Here is a 21,928-nt window from a genome sequence, read left to right as displayed (position 1 = left end):
TGACCAATTCGTGTCATTTCTACGTAAATAAATGTGAAATTTGTAACGGAGTATATAGACGATACCCCTAAAGCCCAAAAAAGAGTATGGTAACAAAAAACAACATCAAAGAAGGATCCGTCGTTATTTTTTCGTCTTCGCTCCCCGCAGTCATCGCAGGTCCTATCGTCAGACATGTGTCAGCTACAAGCTGCCACCTATGGTTAGTTACCTCTAAAGTGGTTGATGTCGACGTATTGCTCGCGCAAAACGGTATAAAACTAGAAACTCGGTCAAGCAGCGAATACGTGAGCGTTGGCGAATTCGCACATATTTACCTGTTGTCGGTTACCCCTACTCAAGCATTCACGCCCAACGAACCAATAAGCTATGACATTCAGTTTGCGGATGATGGATTTCAAGAAGACTGGCAAAAGTATCTTCCTCGCCTGCTCTACAAAGGCGAACCTTCACTGAGTTTTCGCTGGGTGCCCTCACCGACCAAGATTCTTCATGGCTCTTGTAGAAAGCCTCACCATAAAGGTGGAGACGCACTTGCGCAGGTAGATAACGTTTTTGCGGAAGCAAATGCGACTGGAAACGACAAACCAGACATTTTGTTTATGACCGGCGACCAAATTTATGCTGACGATGTCGCTGGGCCTATGCTACAAGCCATACAGCAAACCATTTCTATGTTGGGGCTGACGGGAGAATCCATTGAAGGTGCAACAGTTAGCCATTCAGATGACTTGCCCAACCACGTTCATAACTACTACGAGCGCGAACAATTACTGCCTCAAATAGCAACCAATACCTTGCTGGCGTCAATGTTCTTTGGCGCTAAGAAAAAGCCAGTGTTTACCTCGGTGAATGCGAAAAACCATCTCATTTCGTGTAACGAGATTATCGCCATGTATTTGCTGGTGTGGTCACCAGTATTGTGGGAAAACATTAAACTTTCTTCAGAAAAAGTGCCAGACATCCACCAAGGGCTCTTTGATGAAGAACAAAAAGTCATTGAAAACTTTGTTGAGGATTTACCAAGAGTACAACGAGTACTTGCACATATCCCCAGCTATATGATTTTTGATGATCACGACGTCACTGATGACTGGAACCTCACTCGCGGCTGGGAACAAGAGGTATACAACAATCCATTTTCTAAGCGGATGATAGGGAATGCACTCACCGGCTACTTATTGTGTCAGGGTTGGGGAAATGCTCCGACCAAAGTTGCGCCACTTATCAACCAAGCGAAGCAAGTGTTTCAAACGTCGTCACTTAAAGAGCAAGATGAGTTTATTCAGACCTTATTGCACTTCGAACAGTGGGACTATCGTTTAGACACCACGCCACCTATCGCGGTGCTCGATACGCGTACTCGCCGCTGGCGTTCTGAGTCGAGCTTAAACAAACCCTCAGGTTTGATGGATTGGGAAGCTCTTTGTGATTTTCAGCAAGGAATCATCGGTAAAGAAGCTGTAATCGTAATTTCGGCGGCACCCATTTATGGGGTTAAATTTATCGAGGCAATTCAGAAAGTGTTTACCTTTTTCGGCAAGGCCCTCACGGTAGACGCTGAAAACTGGATGGCCCATCAAGGCACAGCCAATGTGATGCTGAACATTTTCACCCATTACAATACCCCTCCAGAATTCATTATATTGTCTGGCGATGTGCACTATTCCTTTGTTTATGACGTAAGACTCAGGTATCGAAAAAACAGTCCGCATATCACTCAGTTTACGTGTAGCGGAATGAAGAATGCGTTCCCCGACAAACTCATTAAAACGCTAGATCGAATCAATCGAGCACTTTACGGTCCGTCGTCATTACTGAATATTTTCACCCGTAGGCGAAACATGACGGTAAAAGCGCGTAAACCCGCGGGTTCGCGAGGAGAACTTCTGAACGGTAGTGCGATTGGTTTACTTGAATTAAGCCCAGATAATCATACTGTGTTGTGCAAGGCTTTGATGAGTGATGGAAAAGAAGTAGAATTCCCGCCCATAAAAGAGGGGTAGTTGTAGGCTAACCCCCTCACTAAATTTCCGAAGAATACGAGGTACTTCATGAGTGAACCAACGATTTCCATTGGTTTATTTTACGGATCAACTACCTGTTATACCGAGATGGCTGCTGAGAAAATCCAAGGGCAGCTGAATACCTTATTTGATGAAGAAGTAGTAACACTACATAACATCAAAGATGACAGCTTATCGCTGACCCAACACTACGACATCGTCATTTTTGGCATCTCGACGTGGGATTTTGGTGAACTTCAAGAAGACTGGGAATCTCATTGGGAAGAAGTGCACACGCTAAATCTAGATGGCAAGATCATCGCTTTGTTTGGTTTGGGCGATCAGTATGGCTATGCTGACTGGTTCCAAGATGCTTTAGGTATGTTGCACGACGCTATTGCGCCCTCGAACTGCAAGGTTATTGGACACTGGCCAAATAGCGGTTACGAGTTTACTCAATCGAAAGCGCTTAACGAAGACAAAACCCACTTTGTTGGTCTTTCTCTCGATGACGAAAATCAGTTTGACCAAACTGATGAACGTATTGCTCAATGGTGTGAGCAAATACTCGTTGAAATGAGTAGTTAAATTAGCGTGTCTACCGGAAGACTTCATCAGCCTTTTTATCGCAACGGTCCGAGTCATAGAGACGGTGCTGATGTTTCTTTTCAGGATATTAGAAAGCTGTTTAATTTTCGCAGTATTACTATCGGCAAGTGGGTCACCAAAGAAGAGCAACAAATCGCGGCCAATCTCTTCTTTGATGCGCTATACGACTTACAAACCATTTTAAACGTCAATGAGAGCGTGTTATCACTCAATGGAAGCTTGTCTTTGGCGTTTGGCAGTGGCGGGCAAAAACACAGTAGCGCTCATTACGATAGTCAAAAGCGCCAATTGGCCCTGGCCAAAAACGCTGGCGCAGGCGCGCTGGCCCACGAGTGGTTTCATGCCTTTGACCATTACATTGCCCCGAGAATGTATGAAAATGTACCTTCAACAGCCTTTGCGTCGCAGGCCTGGTTAGACAACACAAAACTGAGCCCACATCCGTTAAATAAAAAGCTAGACGACTATTTTACTTTGCTTTTTCTCGATGATAATGGACGACCAAATGATTTCTTCGTGCGCTCAGTCGAGGCTGACCGTGCGCTAAAAATGTATTATTATTCCCGACCTCAAGAGATGGCCGCTCGCGCATTTGAAGCTACAGTGCAAGACAACGTGATCAAGAATTCATTTCTGGTATCCGGAACAAAAAAGTCCACAGAAGCTAGACTGGGCATTTATCCTCGTGATACCTTGAGAGCAGCGCTGGAATCTGTGTTGATGTTGTATTTTTACCAACTTGGCGCGGCAGTTTCACACAAAAACAATTAGTTTGTCGTTTTTATCCGCAAAAACTGAACAAATATTCAACAACAAGTGGTAGTGCCTCTATTGTTTTGTACAAAACCCCTGTTTATTTTTGTAACAAGCAGTATACTAAAGCGCTCGAACGTAACAAAAAAGAAGACGAGATGAAAAGAAAAAAGCATACCTCGGCTGAAGACGAGGCTCAGATTGATATGACCCCCATGTTGGACATCGTGTTCATCATGTTGATTTTCTTCATCGTAACCACCTCGTTTGTGAAAGAGAAAGGTTTGGATGTAAACCGTCCAGAGGACAATCAAAACAAGAACGATCAGCCTTCAAGCTCTTTGTCTATCCGCATAGATGAGAACGGCACAATCATGATGGGTGGCCGTGAGGTTGATATTCGTCGTGTTGTTGCTAACACACAAACTTTCCTAGCGGAAAACAACACTGATTCTGCGGCTATCCAAGCGCACGAAGATACTGAGCACGGTACAGTAGTTGAAGTAATGAACCAGGTGAAAATAGCCGGTATTGCTAAAGTGTCTGTACTAGTGAAAAAAGGCTAACGCTTTTATACAGAATTAAAAAAACCGGTGCTTCACCGGTTTTTTTGTGTCTAAAATCAGTTACTCACCGCTACTTTTTCTCGATTTATACATCGAGATAAAAATGCTTGCCATATTGCTAATGTTAAATATGGTGCCAAATATACTGCCCACCGACAGCGCATAGACCAACCCCAAAAATTCCGCTAACAAGAACCAGCGTTTCATTAATACCGTGTCACGGATCATAATAGATCCCACGGTGAATATGAGTGAAGACGCATATGCCACTAAAATCATTGCGTCGTGATTCAGCACAAACCACTCATAAGCAAAAAAGCAAAGATTACTCGCAATAAATATACTAACCACCCGCTTACCGCGGTACTTCAAAGCGACAACATTACGAATACAAGCCAGCATAGTGCCAACACCTGCCGCCATCGCTCCCAGCATAAAAAAGTGAGTACTTACACATGCCAATGCACAGGCAGACCAAATCAAATAACGATCAACATGTCGCTGGCGATAGCCAATAAAATTTAATACAACAGCAACTGCGCCAAACGCTTCAGCCAGTATTAGCATGAACAACCTCTTTAAAACTTAAGATAAAAGTCGCGACATAATGCTTTAAACTCATCAGTATATTCATTGGTCGCACTTCGAATAGAAAGCTCATCCGTGACTCTTGTTTGGACAAGGATAGATGTATGCCTGACAAAGCAAAACGCGGTCACATAAGGTTTAGTACCGGCGCTGTGACGAATGTGTAGCATTGCCTTGCAATGTAACCCAAGCTGCTCTGCTATCGCCAGCTTCTCATCACGCGTATCAAACGGGTACAAGCAGAAAAACGTTCCATCGTCAGTTAGTCGTAACATGACTTCAGTGAACAATGCTTGTTCTGTTAACTGACTGGTTTGTCGCGCCGCCCTCCTGGCATCACTTTGTTTGTCGTAAGCATGGGTGTGTTGTTGTGAATGTGCAAAGTATGGTGGGTTACTTACGATTAGTTCATAACGAATGTTTGAATCAAAGTGATGAATATCCGTATTGTGCACCACCACTTTGTTGACCCATGGAGATAACTTCACATTCTCAGCTGCTTGAAGTGCTGCATTTACATCAAGTTCAACAGCGTCAATGTGGGCGGCTTCACCACTTTGCTGAGCGAGCATTAACGCCAAAATTCCCGTCCCGGTGCCTATATCAAGAATAGTGGTGGGCACCGCCAGCTTAACGGCGTGTTGCTGCCCTACCCAACTCCCTAAAGTTAAGCTGTCGGTGTTCACCTTCATCGCACACTTGTCTTGATGTATCACGAACTGCTTACAGCGAAACATAGACTAACTTACTCACTACATTACACAAAGGAGGTAGTTTACCATTTTTGTAACGTTACCATTTTGTTCGCTACATCGAGAGCACGCACTGGTCGAAACTTTTTTAACGGCCCGCGCATGAGCGGACTGTAATACGGAGCCAGCTTTTGCGCTATATCTTCGCCAAGGCGCATATCGTTGCGCTCACCGAGCAATAACGAGGGCTTTACCGCGGCAGCATAGGGCAGTTGAGGCATACGTAAAATTGCATTATCCAGCTCCCCTTTGACTCTGAGATAAAAGTTTTTACTTTTCGGATCTGCGCCCACCGAAGAGATCCACACAAAACTGCCCGCCCGTTGACCACGGGCCAGCTGAGCGGAAACGTGAACCAAGGTAAAGTCCACCTGCCTAAAAGCCTGCTTAGAGCCTGCTTGTTTGAGCGTTGTGCCCAAGCAGCAAAAGACATGATCCACACCAAAGTAGCCTTGATAGTCATGGTAATTCTCGAAGTCTATAACCACGGGCTTTAACTTGTTAAATGGATCGGGATAGTGGTTAGTTTGCAGTGGTCTTCGAACTAAGCACGTCACTTCCCCGTATCGGGGGTCTTGTAAAAGCAGGTTTACTAGATTTCGTCCCACTAATCCGGTCGCTCCTAGCACAAGCGCTGTTTTTAAACTACTCACCTTGTATCATCCTGTGGTTTCTCTACAATCAGGTATTCAACTAACAATAATGCAAACGACAATGAAAAAAGCCTTATTAATTGGAGCCGCTATGCTCAGTACTGTAATTCAGGCAGAAACGCTCACTATTGATCGTATTTTCTCTTCTCCCTCACTCGATGGCAACGCGCCAAGATCACTAAAAGTATCTCCCGATGGAGAGCGCGTTACCTTTCTAAAAGGTAAAGACACCGACTACGAACGCTTAGATTTGTGGGAATACCATATCGCGAGCGGTCAAACACGTATGCTGTTTGATTCTAATGACCTTCAAGCAGGAGAAGAAACCTTATCCGATGAAGAGAAAGCCCGTCGTGAACGTATGCGTCTGTCAGGCAGTGGTATTGTAAGTTACCAGTGGTCTGACGATGGTAAAGCGCTCCTATTCCCTCTGGGTGGTGATGTGTATTACCACAAGCTCGGCGAGAAAGGCGCACAACAACTGCTGGATACCGAAGCATTCGAAACCGATATCAAGCTGTCGCCGAAAGGCAACTTCATCTCGTTTATTCGTGACCAAAACCTTTACGTAAAGCACATTACCACTGGTAAAGAAACGGCAATCACCACTGAAGGTGGCGGTAACATCAAGTTTGGTATGGCCGAATTTGTTGCCCAAGAAGAAATGAGCAGAATGACCGGCTACTGGTGGTCACCTGATGAGTCATTCATTGCTTTTACCAAAGTAGATGAAACTCCTGTCGAAGTGATAACGCGCTCAGAGATCTATGCCGATGAGATTAAACTCATTGAACAAAAATACCCCAAAGCTGGCACACCTAACGTGATTGTGGAGCTAGCTATTCACGAGCTTGCTACTGGCAAGGATACATGGGTTGATTTAGGTGAAGATAAAGACATTTATTTTGCTCGCGGCAACTGGATGTCAGACAGCAAGACATTTACTTATCAATGGCAAACTCGTGATCAACAAACACTGGAACTTCGCGCGTTTAACACCCAAAGCAAAACCCAAAGTGTTCTACTTACAGAAACAAGTCTAACCTGGATTAACTTACACGATGACTTATATTTCTTAGGTGCACGCAATCAGTTTGTTTGGGCATCTGAGCGCGACGGCTTTAAACATCTTTATTTGTACAACAACGACGGTTCACTGGTGAGTCAACTGACCAAAGGCGATTGGGTAGTTGATGATGTTGAAGCCATTGACCTAAAAAACAACCTCATTTATTTCAGCGGACGCAAAGATACACCGCTTGAAAGCCACTTGTATTCGGTAACGCTAGACGGCAAAAACACTACTCGTATTACTGAAGCGGGCGCCTATCACCACGTTGCTTTCAGCCGTGATGCGTCAATTTTTATTGACCGCTTTTCAACCGCTAATACACCTGCACAAGTTAGCCTAAACACGGCAGCTGGCGAGCGTATCACTTGGCTTGAAGAAAATGCAGTAGTAGAGGGCCACCCCCTTCACCCGTACGTAGCGGATTGGACGACGCCTGATTTTGGCACTATTCAAACCAAAGATGGCGCAGAACTTCAGTACCGTTTGTACAAACCCGAAAACTTGAAGAAAAAGCATCCGGTTATTGTTTATCTTTACGGCGGTCCGCACGCGCAAGTCGTGACTAATAGTTGGGGCGGAAACCGAGGCCTACTGATGCAGCATTGGGTAGACCAAGGCTACGTGGTGTTCTCAATTGATAACCGAGGTTCAAACTATCGCGGTAAAGCCTTCGAAGATCCTATTTACAAGCGCATGGGTTTTATTGAAGTTGAAGATCAAGTGGCAGGCGTCGAGTTCCTTCGCACCCTTCCCTATGTAGATGCAGATCGCATCGGTGTTTACGGGCACAGCTACGGCGGTTACATGACACTAATGAGCATGTTCAAAGCGGGCGATCACTTTGCAGCGGGGGTGTCTGGTGCACCGGTAACCGACTGGAGGCTCTACGATACCCACTACACCGAACGCTATATGGGTAACCCCGTTACCGACGATGATGCATATACCGCATCATCCGTATTCCCTTACGCGAAAGATCTAAAAGGTCCACTGCTTATTTACCATGGAATGGCGGATGACAACGTGTTGTTTACTCATTCTACTATGCTATACAAGCACCTTCAGGATTTGGCGATTCCGTTTGAGACCATGGATTACCCAGGTAAAAAACACAGTATTCGCGGTAAACAAACAGGTATTCACCTGTATAAAACCATCACAAACTTCTTCAACAGAAACTTGCATCCTACGCAAGAGTGATAAACAAAAGGCGATGCACATGCATCGCCTTTTCGTTTTAAGTTATTGGCCTATAAAGCGAGTTTATGAAAACAATTGGTTTGCCAATGTTTTCTGTACCGCTTGAGCGCTCGACGCACTCAGTTCTATTTCAAGGGCATCACTTTTACCCGACAACCAAATTTTCAGCTCCGCGTCAGTGTCGAAGTGTCCGGCCGTTTCCACGATAAACTGAGTAATAGACTTGTAAGGAATCGAATGGTAATTCACCTTTCTTCCCGTCAAACCTTGTTTATCAACCAGTATTAGTCGTTTGTTGGTGAAAACACTTAAGTCTCGTACCAGCTTAAATGCTGCTACAACACTTTCGTTATCGGATAAAATTGGGCTCAGCTCTTCGTTAACTTCACTGGCATCGGTTTCACTGGCGTTACCCAGTATGGTGTCAAATAATCCCATTTTGCTCTCCTACGCTGACGCGAGATTTGGTGTCCAGCTAATACGATGGGACAAAGGCTTGGGTTTGTCCAGTGCAAAACCCTGCCCAAAGTCGACTCTTAGTGTGCGCAAGGCTTCACAGGTTTCATTATCGCCCACAAATTCTGCTACGGTTTCTTTACCCATACTATGGGCGATACTGTTGATGGCCTTAACCGTAGCTCGGTCTATTTTGTCATTCACCATGTTTCTAACAAAAGAGCCGTCAATTTTTACGTAATCTACATCAAGGTTTTTCAGATACATAAATGACGACATGCCAGCACCAAAATCGTCCAAGGCAAATCGGCATCCAAGGGCTCTTAATGTGGATATAAACAACTTAGCTGCATTTAAGTTGGTTACTGCTGTGGTTTCTGTGATTTCAAAACAAATCTTATTGGCAGGTACTTGACTAGCTTCAACATATTCGACGATTTTATGGAGCGTGATTTCATCGCCCAGTGTTATTCCCGACAAGTTGATAGCAACTTTGCCAATTTTAGGCAGATAGTCTGGACTTGCATCAAGCGCCTTGAGCGTATTTTCCACTACCCACAAGTCGACCTTGTTCATCAGCCCGTGACGTTCAGCCAACGGAATAAACAACCCTGGACTAATCAAAGCACCATCTTTATTGCTGAGACGAAGGAGAATTTCAAAATGCTCTAAAGCAGGCTGTTGAAACACATTAAGGGAGTTAGTGAGCGGTACAATTGCCTGACTGAACAACTCAAACCCATCATATTGGAGTGCGTTGTGCAGTGAGTTAAGTACATCATTGTCGTTGTTGTTAGTGGCTAAATGTGCGTCTTTGGCCTGATAGACAAAATAACGATTGCGCCCCAAGTGCTTTGCTTTGTAACAGGCGTTATCTGCTGCTTTTATCAAATCCGCTGCAGATGTTGCATTGGGATCGATTTCAATAACACCGATACTTGCGCCAACGAAGAATAACTTTTCGTCATAAACGAAACGATAGCTGGAAATAGCATCAAGCAGCCGGTCTAAGCGCTTTTTAACCTCTTCTAAAGACTGTCCTCGATAGATAAAGCAAAATTCATCGCCCCCTATACGCGCCAACAAGTCACTCTCACCAATGTGTTGAGCAAAGAGCGCTGATACTTCCTTCAAAAGCTTGTCACCAGCAGGGTGTCCACAACTGTCGTTTACTAATTTGAAGCGATCCATATCCACGAAACACATCACGCCCAAGCTTTTTGCTACATCTTCGCCCTCGTGTGCAATGTTCTCAGGCGGCGTTGTATCTGCGGACAATATGTCTTTCAACTCGTTGTCAAACGCGTAACGATTCAATAAGCCGGTGAGTTGGTCGTGGTTTGCTTGGAATGCCACTTCCTCTTGAAGAGCATGCTCTTTGGTGACATCTCTTACCGTCAGCGCGATCGTGTCGGCAGCTTTAACCACCTGCACTTTAATCCAATCAGGACTGATGATATCTGACGGTATGGAAACATACTGCTCAAAGGGCTCACCACTCTCGATCACGTGGAGTATTTTAGGTAGTAGTTCACTGTGTCCTAACATCGCAAGCTGTTCTGAAAGCGGCGCGCTTAAGAGGTTTTCATCCACCCCATGAAATAGCTGGCGGCTATAGCGATTGGCTTCTACTAGGGCGAAGTCACCATCACGCGGCTGATAAATCAGCAGTGCATCTAACGAAGCATCACTCGCCGTTTGATATCGCTGCTGACTTACGGTGAGGCTCACTGCCCCTTGCATTTGTTTGTGAAAAATCCAGCTCGCTAGCGCGGACATAAAAAGTCCAATAATCGTCAGCAGTAGGCCCGGTCGGTAGCTCCCGGCAATCGACTGCATCGAGAGCGTAAATTCACGTTCAATGAAGGGAAAACTGTCGACAGTAACTACCGTACCATCGTCAATAAACGATCCGCTTGAGTATAAATCCTCATCGTTTGCACGTAATACAAAATTAAACTGAGGCCCTACTAACTCTCCCAGCATTACGCCAAGAATGTTTTGCACATCAAAGCCCGCGACTATATAGCCATGCTCGGGTTCCTGCGGACTAATAGCTCGACCCACAAGGATGTGATGATGCTCAGTAACATCAGAGTAAACGAGGGTGCTATCAAGTGCTTCTTTCTGTGCTGATACAAACAAACCTGTCCGCTCGAGAGTATCGCCATGTAGCGTATTATCGATTCTGGAAGCAAGAGTATTGGTGGGCAATGCAACCCATTGAATAACCTGATTGCTATCGGCAAAGGTTAAAGAGCTAAAGCCACGTTGCATTCCCATTAACGAAACGGCTTGCGCATTAAACCAGTCTACTTGATTGGGCTGGAATGTGGGCCAAGTTCGCATCAAGTTTTGAATAGCTTGGATACGTTCATTAGAAAAAACTTCAAGACCAATTTTAACTTGCTGAGCAACTGACTGGGCTTTTGAGATGCGAACGCGTTTTTCGTCCCGCTCTAGGTACACTCCCGCAGCCACAAACAACATGGAGAGAAACAGGAACAATACCACTGGTAAACCATAAACTCGGTGCTTTACTCTTTTTTGCATGACAACAACTCCCCGAGGAAGGATTGCCTAAGTTAGTTGAGAAATATGAATTTATTATGAATTCGCGGATCCCTCCTTCGAATGATAAGGTATAAGCCTATAACAAGAGTAACTGGACGATGTGATGAGTGAAATCGTTGATTTTTCAGACATTAGTAAAGCAATGGAACGGCTGGCGGGTAAGGTGAAACGAACACCTATCATGGAATCCAGTTTGCTCAACCGTTGGATGGGTCACCGCATCCTCTTTAAAGCTGAATGTCTACAAACCATAGGCGCATTCAAAATCAGGGGCGCACTGAATTTTTTATGCCGCTTAGAAGAGGAAGGCAAACTCCCCAAACATATTGTTGCCAATAGTTCAGGCAATCACGCGCAGGCCGTTGCCTACGCGGCCGCCCAGTTTGGTATTCCAGCAACCATCTACACCACTGAATCTGTCTCGCCCATAAAAGCAGCGGCAACAGAAGGCTACGGCGCGACAATTAAACGATTTGCTACTCGCCCTGAAGCTGATGCAGCGGTAGCCGTTGCAGCCCAGGCAGAGGATACCGTTTGGATCCCTCCGTTCAATCACCAAGATATTATTGCGGGGCAAGGTACAGCTGCACTAGAGGCACTGGAAGACGCTGAGCAGGTAGATGCTATTTTCGCACCTTGCGGTGGTGGAGGATTACTCTCGGGTACACTTATCGCAGCGCGAGAAAAAGCGCCTGAAGCATTGGTTATCGGAGCAGAGCCCGCTAACGCCAATGATGCCTCTCAATCTCTTCAAGCAGGAGAAATAGTGGCGTTGTCATCCACTCCTAATACGCTTGCAGACGGCGCAGCTACACCAGCGGTAGGTGAACTGACCTTTCCTATTATTCAGCAACTCGACGACTTTTATGAAGTAGACGAAGTGCAAATCGCGTACTGGACGCAGTGGTTACAACACCTACTCAAGCTTCATATTGAACCCACCTGTGCCATGACCATGGCGGCAGTGGCCTCGTGGGCCATCAATACACCGCCAGGACAAACAGCACTAGTAATGATCTCTGGTGGGAATATCAGCCAATTATCAATGCAGGCCATTTGGGAGCATGACTATTTGCTTCAGCCTCCAATAATAACGACGGAAGAATAACAATGAAGATAGCTCGACTTGCAGCGCTGTTTTTCAGTGTATGCCTTGGTACCAACACTGCCGTATCAGCAACCTTGGTCTCAGATGTTAAAGGGTACACCCTTGACGAAGCAGGTAAACTCATTACGTTTTCATCAATACTCATTGAGGAAGGCAAAGTACACTCGCTCAATCCGGATTTGAATAGTATCGATCTTACGGTGTCGGAAACTATTGATGGCAAAGGACAAGTGATGTTACCAGGGCTTATCGATGCTCACGGCCATTTACTTGGCTTAGGCGCAAACCTTTTAGAAGTCGACCTACGAGCAACCTCTAGTGCTGCCGATGCTGCCGATAAAGTTGCGGCCTATGCGTTTGCTAACCAAGGTCAGCCCTGGATTACAGGGCGAGGCTGGAACCAAGAATTGTGGTCTGATCGAGCATTTCCTCGAGCTAGCGATCTGGACACCGCTGAGCGCTCACGCCCTGTTTGGCTCACTCGTGTAGACGGTCATGCTGGATGGGCAAACTCAAAAGCTCTCGAGATTGCTGGTATCACTAAAGACACCCCATCTCCAGTAGGCGGGCAAATCATCAAAGACGCTGAAGGTAACCCCACCGGCGTGCTTATCGACAATGCGATGGCACTGGTAGAAGTTCATTTGCCTCAAGCAAGTAATGCAGTGTTTGAACGTCAACTCAATGCCGCTGCAGAGCACCTTCTGTCGCAAGGTATTACATCGATGCACGATGCGGGCGTAGGCAGAGACGTTTATGACTTTTATATTAAGCAAGCGTTACATGGGGAAATGCCACTTCGCGTTTACGCTATGGTTAGTGCCACCGATCCTGATCTAATGAAAATACTCGCCAAAGGCACGGTTCGAGATGCAAAAGACTTTTTATACATTCGTTCAGTCAAAGCCTATGGTGATGGCGCATTGGGTAGTCGTGGTGCCGCATTACTTGAACCCTACGATGATGCGCCCAACCAACACGGGCTGTTACTCACCCAACCTGAGAGTATGAAACCCTTATTCATCACAGTTATTAATGCCGGTTTTCAGCTGAACTATCACGCCATTGGCGACAAAGCGAACCATGTCGCACTCAATGAGTTCGAGTCTACTTTTGATGCTATCGGCGGTAGTGAACTACGACACAGAATAGAGCACGCACAGGTGATTTCAGTCAACGACCTACCTCGCTTTGCTACGCTAGGTGTACTTCCTTCTATGCAGCCCACTCACGCGACTAGTGATAAAAATATGGCTGAGGATCGTATCGGGCAGGAGCGTATGGCTGGGGCGTATGCGTGGAAAACGCTCCTTGAATCAGGCATCCCTCTACCTTTGGGCTCAGATTTCCCTGTGGAACTTGCCAACCCTTTTTACGGGCTTCACGCTGCGGTGACTCGTCAAGACAGAAACAATCAACCGGTAGCTGGCTGGTACTCACATGAGGCACTTACTCTAGAGCAAGCTTTTAGAGGGTTCACATTAGATGCTGCATACGCAGGGCACATGGAAGACACGCTGGGTACACTCACACCGGGGAAATGGGCTGATTTTATCTTTATTGATAGGGATATCTTCGAGTCTGCACCGGAAACACTCTGGCAGCCAACGGTGTTGGCTACTTTTATTGCCGGAGAAAAAGTGTATGAAAAGTAAGTTCGAGATAACACGCGTCTAGTTTTATGAGTAGTTTATCTAGAAACATCAGTGGTATCGGAGCCGCCTTACTCGTCCTGAACGGTTTAATAGGTGCAGGTATTTTTGCTCTACCCGCCAAAATGGCCGCCCAGTTAGGAAGCTTTAGTCCTTGGGTATTTATCATCTTCGGGCTTTTCATGCTGTCCATCGTATGGTGCTTTGGCAAGCTCGTCGCAGCTTACCCTCGTACTGGTGGTCCTGTGGAGTACGCAAACGCGGGATTTGGTTCGGCAGCATCATTTCAAACGGGCTTCATATACTATTTGGCTCGGGTAACCGCAATTGCTGCCAATATGCATGTATTGCTGTTGTATGCAGGTTACTTATGGCCAGAGTTAAATAATGGTGTAGTTAAGGGCGTAGCAATACTGTGTATTACTGGTTTACTTATCTGGGTAAATGTCACCGGCCTGAGAACAGCTATGCGCTCACTTAACAGTGTATCCTTGCTCAAAATAGTGCCACTTGTCGCACTTCTGGTATTTGGCTTTTTGCAATTAGAATTCAGTGTAGTGCAACAAAGTACTATTCCTCCACTAGATGCTATATCAGCGGGCGCATTACTTACTCTGTATGCTTTTATTGGCTTTGAAACCGTTGTTGTAACCAGTGGTGAAACCCGTTCTCCTGAAAAGTCGATCCCAAGAGCGCTTTTACTTACGGTAATGAGTATCGCGTTATTTTACTTTTTAGTTCAGTGGCTCTATTGGGAAGTAGTGGGTAACCAGCAAGTTGAAGACGCACCTTTAGTTACGCTAGCAAATATCATATTTGGTAAAACGGGGGGGCTCGTTATGACAGCGACAGCAGTGATATCTGTTGCTGGAAACCTACTCGCCAATATGATTTCCACATCGCGACTAACCTATGCCATGGCCATGGAAAAGCAAGTGCCGACTTTCTTGGCTAGGGTACATCCTACCTACGCCACACCACATATTTCTATCGTGATTCTGGGCATAGTCGCCGGTTTACTCGCCCTGAGTGGAAGTTTTGTATGGTTGGCTGTTGCCAGCGTACTTGCTCGCCTAGTGGTTTATGCAGTATGCATTGCTGTATTGATGAAATACCAACGCATACATGATACCTCCTTACTAGAGCGCTGCTTGCCTGTCGTTGCCCTAATCGTATGTGCCTGGTCCATCGCTCAATCAACAACAGAGTCTTGGCTATTTCTAGTTGGTGAAATAACCTTGGGAGCCATTTTGTGGTTTATCTGGTCCAGATTTAAGAAAGAAGGATAAAGAAAACGCTGGGGTGTATTCACTCCAGCGTTTTATGGTCTAGGCGTCCGTATAGAGCGTGTTGATCCAGCGTTCAGTGGTAATAAAGTTCCAATTCCAAGTTCCCCACTTCTCGTCCAAACCAGATTTCACGACGTCTTCTACACTCATTCCCTCGGCTTTCTTTGCTTTTACAAAAGCAAACGTTTCTTCAATCATTGCCAGAAACGCGGCGTATTCGGCTTTGTTACTCACCTTACCGTGGCCGGGTATGATTAGTGTCTCATCACTAATTTTATCAAGAAGAATGCGAACGGAGTCCATGTACCCTTCAACACTCCCTCCAGCTCCTAAGTCTATGTAGGGAAACATACCATTGAAGAATAAGTCACCGGTATGTAATACATCGGCCTTTTCAAACCACACCACACTGTCACCATCGGTATGTCCGGTGGGTAAGTGAATGACGTGCAATACATCATCATTAAAATAGAGTTTTATACCGTCTTCGTAGGTCACTGTAGGCAGTGCTTCCGGCTCTATCTCTTCATCATTTGCCAAACGTACTCGAACATTGCTGTGGGCAAAGACCGTTGCACCTTTGTGAGAATGAAAAAAGGCATTGGAGCCGGTGTGATCACCGTGATAATGCGTGTTAATAACGTATTTGGGCGCGTCGCTACCTAACTTGTCCAGTTGAGCGGCAATTTTTTCTGCTAATGGGGCAAATTGGTCGTCGATAATCAAAATGCCATCATCGCCAGCCGACACACCGATGTTCCCACCAAAACCAGTTAGCATGTGTACGTTACCGTTTACTTGCTCGGCGGTAACCTCAACATTATCAAAGCGACTCTGTGCCTGCGCTGAACTGGCAACAATCAAAAATAAGGTAGCAAAGGTGTAAGAGACTATTCTTTTCATTGTTTTCTATCTGCTGGATATTGATAATTACACTATGGACGATTTATACCTTTAGATCATTTTTCCTCTTCAGGTATTTCCCCCACGTATGCAAAGCGGGGAACAGTCTTGCCCTCGACTTTCACACTTTCAAAGAACATATCAAACGGGCGCACCCATAACTTTTTCCCGCCATAACATGGACGATATACCACTAATAAAGACTCATCCTCCGAATGGGTGGCAACTTCGTAAACGTCATAAAAAGCACCTTTGTAATGCTTATAGCGGCCCGCGCGAAACTCTTTTGTCAACTTTTTTACTCCTAAAAGGGGAACGACAATTGGGTGATATCTTGTGATTGGGATAAGCCCACATGCAAGCCCACTAATCTAACACCTCGTCCACGAGAACGGCTATAAGCCTCTTGCAATAAGGTGAGAAAATATCCCTCATCAAAGCCTTCCTGACGATGCTCAACGGTGGTTTGCTGAAAATCTTGAAACTTCAATTTCACTCCAAGCGTGCGAATACCAATACGGTTACCATTTTTTTCTTGGTGGCGACTAATACGAGATTTTAAAGTTTCTAACAACTTAGGTACCAATGACTCACATTCTTCCACACTGCTTAAATCAGCACTAAGGGTACGCTCAACACCAATAGATTTTCGCTCTCGAGATACACACAACTCTCGCTCGTCGATGCCATGGGCTCTTTCCCATAGTACATCACCAAACTTACCGAATGATTTCTGTAGCTCTTTCTTTGGAAACTGTCGAACGTCCTCACAGGAGTGTAATCCAAGCCGATTGAGTTTCAGCAAGGTGACTTTACCTACCCCTGGAATTTTTTTAAGGGGCATCTGTTTGACGAATTCATCGAGTTTTTCAGGAGGGACGATACAAATACCATTGGGTTTGTTCTCGTCACTTGCGACCTTTGCAACAAACTTACAAGGCGCTACACCAGCGGAGGCCGTAAGCCCCAATTCGCACTCAATGCGACGGCGTATCTCTTGAGCTATACACGTCGCACTACCTTTGAAGTGCGGGCTATCGGTGACATCTAGATAGGCTTCGTCTAGCGAAAGAGGTTCAATAATATCAGTGTAGTCTGCAAAAATTGCCCTGATACGTTTAGACTCCTTTGCATAAACCTCCATTCTTCCTTTCACTAAGGTAAGATTGGGGCATAGTTTGAGCGCTTGCGCAGTGGCCATGGCCGAGCGAACGCCAAATTTACGGGCGGGATAATTGCAAGTGGCAATAACACCTCTGCGGTCAGAGCTACCGCCAATGGCAATGGGAATATTTTTGAGTGCAGGGTTGTCACGCATTTCCACTGCGGCATAAAAACAATCCATATCCACATGAATGATTTTACGTTGACTCATATCCCCATTCACCGATAGCTGTATATAAAAACAGTATAACAACACAGTCTCGGTGAATAAAGTTCTCTGTGGTAATTATTTACTTGCTAACGCCACAGCTTCGTCAACCGGTAAGGGCCTATGAAACAAGAAACCCTGTGCCTCTACTAGGCCAATTTGTTGTAACAAAACTCTTTGTTCTTCTGTTTCTACACCTTCCACTACAATTTGTTTATCTAACTCCTTAATAATACTTACAATACCTTTTAATAATGCATAAGAACGCGTGTTCGACACAATATCCGCTAAGAAAATACGATCGATTTTGATCACATCAAGGGGCATATTGAGTAGGTACCCCAACGACGAGAAACCTGCGCCAAAATCGTCCAAACAAATTACAAATCCGTGATCAGACAACGACTGTAACCGCAGAATCGATTGATCAGAATGAATAAGCGCGTTTTCAGTAATCTCAACCTGCACCTTATCAACACTCACTTTGTGTTTATTAAAGACTTCTATTAGATCACCTACAAACGCTTCGTGATTTAACGAATTTGCGGACACATTGAAGGATATAGGTAGGCTCAAATCTGGATTAGCGTTGACAATTTCGCACACGTGATTGGCCACATACATATCCAAGTCATAGTACATACCTGACTTTTCTACCGAGGTAAGAAATGCTCCCGGAGGAATCATTCCCTTTTCAGGGTGACGCCACCTAATCAATGATTCGTACCCAACAACCTTAGCGGTTTTCATATCCACTTTTGGCTGTAACACTAAGAAGAGTTCTTTTTTCTCAAAGCCCAAACGCAAGTCACTCAGTATAGTCATGCTCTTGCGAGACTCCACTTCATAGGACTCGTCAAAGTTCTGTCCAGAACCGCGTTTGGTCGTTTTTGCCACATGAAGTGCCAATTCAGCTTGTCTAAGCATATTAGCAACATCATTTGTACTGCATGGCATATCGCTGCGGCAAAGCCCCACAGTTAACCCTAAGCGTATCGATTGACCGTCGACTAACATAGGTCTAGAGCACTGTACTGCAACCTCGTGTGCAGATTTGGTGTCACTGTATGTAAGTACCGCAAAAACATCAGCATGAATGCGCGCAACCAAGGCGTTATGACCGTAGAGTTCTTTGATCACATCAGCAAACTTGTTGAGAATAGTGTTACCAAATTCATAACCAAGAGAGGTAATAATTTCGTGAAAGTAGTCAATATCAATGAGGTATAGAGAGCAGCTTTTATCGGCCCGAGCCAAATAATGCATTCCTTCTTGAATGAACCCAGTGCGATTGTGTAAACCTGTCAATTCATCATTGAAAGCCGCTTGATTGAGGTAGCTAAAATACTTTGCATTTTCTAACCCCAAGGCCACATTCATACAAAACAATTGTAAAAGCTCTTGGTCTGCGGTCGTCAAACCTTCGGTATTGTCAGTAGCTATTACCCCTTCCCACCCTGCGGGTGTACTTAGATAGACACAACCATAATCATCATTAAATTGATGCTTTTTTTCTTCAAGAGCCTTACACGCTAGCTCCATCTCATCCAAACCTGCACGCAAGGTAGTAATGTCTTTGCCGTAATAGTCTTTGTATTTAGTATTTGCCGCCACTACGTAGTAGCCCTGAGGCCCTTGTTTAAAGAGCTGGTTCTCCATACTGGGCCGTTGAGACACACAGAACATACTATTGGCACCTAGGTCAAACAGGGCATCTATTTGCTCAAGTACCCCAGAGGAAAACTCGTAAACTGCACGCTCTTGCATGAGCATGGCAGAGGCCTTAATAATAGAGCGAAGACCATTGCGGCTATTTTCTATGGTTTCTAGTTGCTGGAAGCTTCGCAGCGCAGTAGCTACTGCAGTAAACAGTTTCTGACGGGTGAGCTCGCTCTTGGTTTTATAAGAGTTTATTTCATATTTAACAATGACATCTTCTTCAGGCGCATAACCCGCTTGACCTGTTCGCAAGACTATTTGTAGCACCTGATTTTCAAGTTCACTTCTGATTCGGTCGACCAATAGCAAACCGGCATCTGATGTCTCCATCACCACGTCGAGCAGCACTACCGCCATATTGGGATTGTCTTTGATCAGCTCAAATCCCTCTTTGGCGCTATAAGCTTTTACAAATTTAAGCGGGCGGTCGTATAAGGTAACACCTCGCAACGCTAACTCTGTCGCCGCATGAACCGAGGGCTCATCGTCAATTATGCCAATAACCCAAGGCTCTACCTGTGAGCGACTATCATCTATGTTTTCTGGCTCATCATCCAGCAAACTAATAAAATCGTCAGACATGCTCAACTTCTCCCGGTGCTACTAGAGGAATATTAATTATAAATTGTGAACCCTTATTAAGTTCACTCTTGGCGCGTACTTTTCCGCCGAGGACTCGCTCAACAATATTGAAAATGATATTCAACCCCAACCCTGAACCACCTTGGCCAAACCGTGTGGTGAAAAATGGATCAAATGCCTTTTCTAGGGCTTCTTGCGTCATACCAACACCATTGTCTTTCACCTTGATCTCGACGTGATTGTGGTCAGAAGTCATTGCTGCACTTATTTCAATAAGCCCGTTTTGATCATCTTTGAACCCGTGAATCACCGAGTTTTCAAAAAGGTTTGTAATAACTTGTCCCAATGGTCCGGGATAGCTATCTAGTGAAATCTGCTCTGTAATTTCAAGGGTGTACTCGATAGGTTTATTTTTGATGGTGTGCTTGAGGGTATCGAGCACGCTAGTAATCACTTCTTCCAAATCAAACTTAGCTCGGTTTTCACTTGCCTGATTAACGGCGACACCTTTGAAACTTTGGATGAGTCCGGCCGCTCTATCCAACGCTGGCAGCAACACGTTGAATGCCTCCTGGGTATCCGTTTCAAATGCTTCAACATCTGAACGTCTCAATTGACCTGACTTGAGCTGTTGTATAAACGATGTCACGCTCTGCTGCATCGTACTTCCCATCATCACAGAGATACCCAAAGGCGTATTTATCTCATGCGCGACGCCAGCCACGATATTTCCGAGAGAGGCGAGTTTTTCTTGCTGAACCAGACTCTCCTGTGCTGACTGTAAGCTTTTCATATTGTTTTCGATAATTTGACGTTGCTTACTCTGTTTTTCCAAATAGGCAGCAAACAATGCTTCTAGGTGCAGAAGTACATGGTTGAACACCCAGAATCCAACGGCAGCAGCTAAAAGAATAGAGCATAAAATCAGCAATATATCCGTTCTTCTGGTTGCGAGCTTTTCCGTAATATCTCTGACAATGATTTGCTTCGCGATAAAATCGCCGTGATAGTCGTAAAGTGGTCTGGAGGAAAACGCGCGATTACCTGATACAAGACCTATCACAGAATCCGTATTATCGTGAGAAAGAAGATAGGGAATTTCCGACAGGTCAACACTGTCGAGAACCGCTGGTGTGCTGTACTGAAGTGTATAGTTTTCCACTTGATTGCCATCGCTATGACGCTCGGTCAGGGAGAATATAGTCTCAGAGGTAGTATTCACTAGTCGCTGGGTTTGAAATACATCGATTATCTCAACGTCGAACTGGGACTGTGTTTTCTTGATAACATGGCCGATTTCCATTCCTGCCTCAATGTAGCCTACAACACTCCCATTGCTGAAGACAGGCGCTACTGTTCTAAGCGTAAAAACTCCGTATTTTCCCAGCTCTAATCCCGAGGTGGTCCGATTAAAACGCATGGCATCGGCGAGAGTGTATCTATTTATCACGTCGCCATTGCGTGTGGGACCGTGCGCTCGATAAATAACCACTTTATCGAGACCGTGAAAATACAAGTGAGTGATATTGTGAGATTGGTTAGCAGACAAGTAAAAGTCGTCAATCAAACCTGCAAAATTATGTGTTTTTGTCTCGAACGCATTTTGAATATCAGGGCGCATTGCAATGGCGTTAATCAATAGGGATTGGAGGCTAGACTGGCTCTTAATTTCTGCGTCGAAATAACGGTAAATATCTCGGGTATCCTGTTCGATATTGCGCTCAAAAATACGCTGAGTAGAACTGAATGAAAGCAACAACACAGCGATAACCACTGCGCTAATTACGCAGGAAAACACCATGAGTAAAGGTCGCCTAAATTTAAGGCTTTTCTCTATTTTGTAGGCAAGATGGGTTATTAACCAAGAGAACACAAGAATATAAGCGCTATGTGGAGATTCACTACACTAAATACTTGTTCAAAACTGGGAAAAGTCAACGTAAAAACAGCATTTTAAACAGCAAGCAAGTGCACCCGTGAGGGCCGCATAAACAGAAATAAAAAAGTAGGCGCTAGATAAAACAAACGCCCAAACTAGACGAAATCACTAGTGGGCGTTCATACTAACCATGAA

General features: G+C 45.1%; 18 protein-coding genes. 8 read left to right on the top strand and 10 right to left on the bottom strand.

Annotated elements, in window-relative coordinates; genetic code table 11:
- The first annotated feature begins 86 nt into the window (after window positions 1-86).
- From EYS00_RS19075 to EYS00_RS19060, 4 genes are all read left to right on the top strand, one after another.
- Window positions 87-2,006 carry an alkaline phosphatase family protein gene (locus EYS00_RS19075; protein WP_130639510.1) on the top strand — a complete coding sequence of 640 codons (1,920 nt, stop codon included), beginning with the start codon at window positions 87-89 and terminating at the stop codon, window positions 2,004-2,006.
- A gap of 48 nt (window positions 2,007-2,054) precedes the next feature.
- Complete coding sequence (gene fldB / locus EYS00_RS19070; RefSeq protein ID WP_130639509.1) at window positions 2,055-2,594, top strand: flavodoxin FldB; 540 nt, start codon at window positions 2,055-2,057, stop codon at window positions 2,592-2,594.
- Window positions 2,595-2,600: 6 nt separating this feature from the next.
- Window positions 2,601-3,386 (top strand): CLCA_X family protein, encoded by a 786-nt coding sequence (locus EYS00_RS19065; protein WP_130639508.1) that lies wholly within the window; start codon window positions 2,601-2,603, stop codon window positions 3,384-3,386.
- Window positions 3,387-3,526: 140 nt separating this feature from the next.
- A complete protein-coding gene (locus EYS00_RS19060; RefSeq protein ID WP_130639507.1) occupies window positions 3,527-3,934 on the top strand; it encodes a biopolymer transporter ExbD in 408 nt (135 codons plus the stop codon).
- Between the two features lie 60 nt (window positions 3,935-3,994).
- Here EYS00_RS19060 and EYS00_RS19055 read toward each other — a convergent pair whose 3' ends face one another.
- The 3 genes from EYS00_RS19055 to EYS00_RS19045 form a co-directional block, all read right to left on the bottom strand.
- Window positions 3,995-4,501 carry a YgjV family protein gene (locus EYS00_RS19055; protein WP_130639506.1) on the bottom strand — a complete coding sequence of 169 codons (507 nt, stop codon included), beginning with the start codon at window positions 4,499-4,501 and terminating at the stop codon, window positions 3,995-3,997.
- 11 nt (window positions 4,502-4,512) lie between these two features.
- Entirely contained in the window at window positions 4,513-5,214 is a 702-nt protein-coding gene (locus tag EYS00_RS19050; RefSeq protein WP_165399433.1) for a tRNA1(Val) (adenine(37)-N6)-methyltransferase, read from the bottom strand.
- A gap of 83 nt (window positions 5,215-5,297) precedes the next feature.
- Window positions 5,298-5,927, bottom strand: a complete 630-nt coding sequence (locus tag EYS00_RS19045) for an NAD(P)H-binding protein (protein WP_130639504.1) — start codon at window positions 5,925-5,927, stop codon at window positions 5,298-5,300.
- A 61-nt stretch (window positions 5,928-5,988) separates the two neighbouring features.
- Here EYS00_RS19045 and EYS00_RS19040 point away from each other — a divergent pair, with 61 nt between their 5' ends.
- On the top strand, window positions 5,989-8,199 hold the full coding sequence (locus EYS00_RS19040; protein ID WP_130639503.1) for a S9 family peptidase: 2,211 nt from the start codon (window positions 5,989-5,991) through the stop codon (window positions 8,197-8,199).
- 63 nt (window positions 8,200-8,262) lie between these two features.
- Here the strand turns inward: EYS00_RS19040 and EYS00_RS19035 are convergent, their stop codons facing one another.
- Together EYS00_RS19035 and EYS00_RS19030 are read right to left on the bottom strand one after the other, a co-directional pair.
- The gene (locus tag EYS00_RS19035) at window positions 8,263-8,637 is read right to left on the bottom strand and encodes a PH domain-containing protein (protein WP_130639502.1); all 375 of its coding nucleotides are present in this window, start codon (window positions 8,635-8,637) and stop codon (window positions 8,263-8,265) included.
- 9 nt (window positions 8,638-8,646) lie between these two features.
- The gene (locus EYS00_RS19030; protein WP_130639501.1) at window positions 8,647-11,208 is read right to left on the bottom strand and encodes a bifunctional diguanylate cyclase/phosphodiesterase; all 2,562 of its coding nucleotides are present in this window, start codon (window positions 11,206-11,208) and stop codon (window positions 8,647-8,649) included.
- Window positions 11,209-11,332: 124 nt separating this feature from the next.
- Between EYS00_RS19030 and EYS00_RS19025 the strand changes: the two genes are divergently transcribed.
- The 3 genes from EYS00_RS19025 to EYS00_RS19015 are packed head-to-tail and all read left to right on the top strand — an operon-like array spanning window position 11,333 to window position 15,278.
- On the top strand, window positions 11,333-12,337 hold the full coding sequence (locus EYS00_RS19025; protein ID WP_130639500.1) for a serine/threonine dehydratase: 1,005 nt from the start codon (window positions 11,333-11,335) through the stop codon (window positions 12,335-12,337).
- A gap of 2 nt (window positions 12,338-12,339) precedes the next feature.
- Window positions 12,340-13,992 carry an amidohydrolase gene (locus EYS00_RS19020; protein WP_130639499.1) on the top strand — a complete coding sequence of 551 codons (1,653 nt, stop codon included), beginning with the start codon at window positions 12,340-12,342 and terminating at the stop codon, window positions 13,990-13,992.
- Window positions 13,993-14,018: 26 nt separating this feature from the next.
- Complete coding sequence (locus EYS00_RS19015; RefSeq protein WP_130639498.1) at window positions 14,019-15,278, top strand: APC family permease; 1,260 nt, start codon at window positions 14,019-14,021, stop codon at window positions 15,276-15,278.
- 39 nt (window positions 15,279-15,317) lie between these two features.
- On the opposite strand, the gene EYS00_RS19010 is transcribed toward EYS00_RS19015, so the two are convergent.
- The 5 genes from EYS00_RS19010 to EYS00_RS18990 form a co-directional block, all read right to left on the bottom strand.
- A complete protein-coding gene (locus EYS00_RS19010) occupies window positions 15,318-16,181 on the bottom strand; it encodes an MBL fold metallo-hydrolase (RefSeq protein ID WP_130639497.1) in 864 nt (287 codons plus the stop codon).
- Between the two features lie 56 nt (window positions 16,182-16,237).
- Window positions 16,238-16,474: a DUF1653 domain-containing protein gene (locus EYS00_RS19005; protein ID WP_130639496.1), complete on the bottom strand. Its 237-nt coding sequence runs from the start codon at window positions 16,472-16,474 to the stop codon at window positions 16,238-16,240.
- An 11-nt stretch (window positions 16,475-16,485) separates the two neighbouring features.
- Complete coding sequence (gene dinB / locus EYS00_RS19000) at window positions 16,486-17,556, bottom strand: DNA polymerase IV (protein WP_130639495.1); 1,071 nt, start codon at window positions 17,554-17,556, stop codon at window positions 16,486-16,488.
- Window positions 17,557-17,631: 75 nt separating this feature from the next.
- Window positions 17,632-19,854: an EAL domain-containing protein gene (locus EYS00_RS18995; RefSeq protein WP_130639494.1), complete on the bottom strand. Its 2,223-nt coding sequence runs from the start codon at window positions 19,852-19,854 to the stop codon at window positions 17,632-17,634.
- Complete coding sequence (locus EYS00_RS18990) at window positions 19,847-21,655, bottom strand: ATP-binding protein (protein WP_130639493.1); 1,809 nt, start codon at window positions 21,653-21,655, stop codon at window positions 19,847-19,849. The genes EYS00_RS18995 and EYS00_RS18990 overlap by 8 nt, the downstream gene beginning before the upstream one ends.
- Window positions 21,656-21,928: the final 273 nt, after the last annotated feature.

The sequence above is a fragment of the Alteromonas sp. KUL49 genome (assembly GCF_006538345.1).
GTDB lineage: Bacteria > Pseudomonadota > Gammaproteobacteria > Enterobacterales > Alteromonadaceae > Alteromonas.
This window is presented reverse-complemented; position numbering and strand designations above follow the sequence as displayed.

Bases quoted from the DNA above. Each gene is read 5' to 3' on its own strand.
- EYS00_RS19025 (WP_130639500.1), top strand. From the start codon at position 11,333: ATGAGTGAAATCGTTGATTTTTCAGACATTAGTAAAGCAATGGAACGG.
- EYS00_RS19050 (WP_165399433.1), bottom strand. From the start codon at position 5,214: ATGAAGGTGAACACCGACAGCTTAACTTTAGGGAGTTGGGTAGGGCAG.
- EYS00_RS18990 (WP_130639493.1), bottom strand. From the start codon at position 21,655: ATGGTGTTTTCCTGCGTAATTAGCGCAGTGGTTATCGCTGTGTTGTTG.
- dinB (WP_130639495.1), bottom strand. From the start codon at position 17,556: ATGAGTCAACGTAAAATCATTCATGTGGATATGGATTGTTTTTATGCC.
- EYS00_RS18995 (WP_130639494.1), bottom strand. From the start codon at position 19,854: ATGTCTGACGATTTTATTAGTTTGCTGGATGATGAGCCAGAAAACATA.
- EYS00_RS19055 (WP_130639506.1), bottom strand. From the start codon at position 4,501: ATGCTAATACTGGCTGAAGCGTTTGGCGCAGTTGCTGTTGTATTAAAT.
- EYS00_RS19075 (WP_130639510.1), top strand. From the start codon at position 87: ATGGTAACAAAAAACAACATCAAAGAAGGATCCGTCGTTATTTTTTCG.
- fldB (WP_130639509.1), top strand. From the start codon at position 2,055: ATGAGTGAACCAACGATTTCCATTGGTTTATTTTACGGATCAACTACC.
- EYS00_RS19010 (WP_130639497.1), bottom strand. From the start codon at position 16,181: ATGAAAAGAATAGTCTCTTACACCTTTGCTACCTTATTTTTGATTGTT.
- EYS00_RS19035 (WP_130639502.1), bottom strand. From the start codon at position 8,637: ATGGGATTATTTGACACCATACTGGGTAACGCCAGTGAAACCGATGCC.
- EYS00_RS19060 (WP_130639507.1), top strand. From the start codon at position 3,527: ATGAAAAGAAAAAAGCATACCTCGGCTGAAGACGAGGCTCAGATTGAT.
- EYS00_RS19020 (WP_130639499.1), top strand. From the start codon at position 12,340: ATGAAGATAGCTCGACTTGCAGCGCTGTTTTTCAGTGTATGCCTTGGT.
- EYS00_RS19040 (WP_130639503.1), top strand. From the start codon at position 5,989: ATGAAAAAAGCCTTATTAATTGGAGCCGCTATGCTCAGTACTGTAATT.
- EYS00_RS19015 (WP_130639498.1), top strand. From the start codon at position 14,019: ATGAGTAGTTTATCTAGAAACATCAGTGGTATCGGAGCCGCCTTACTC.
- EYS00_RS19030 (WP_130639501.1), bottom strand. From the start codon at position 11,208: ATGCAAAAAAGAGTAAAGCACCGAGTTTATGGTTTACCAGTGGTATTG.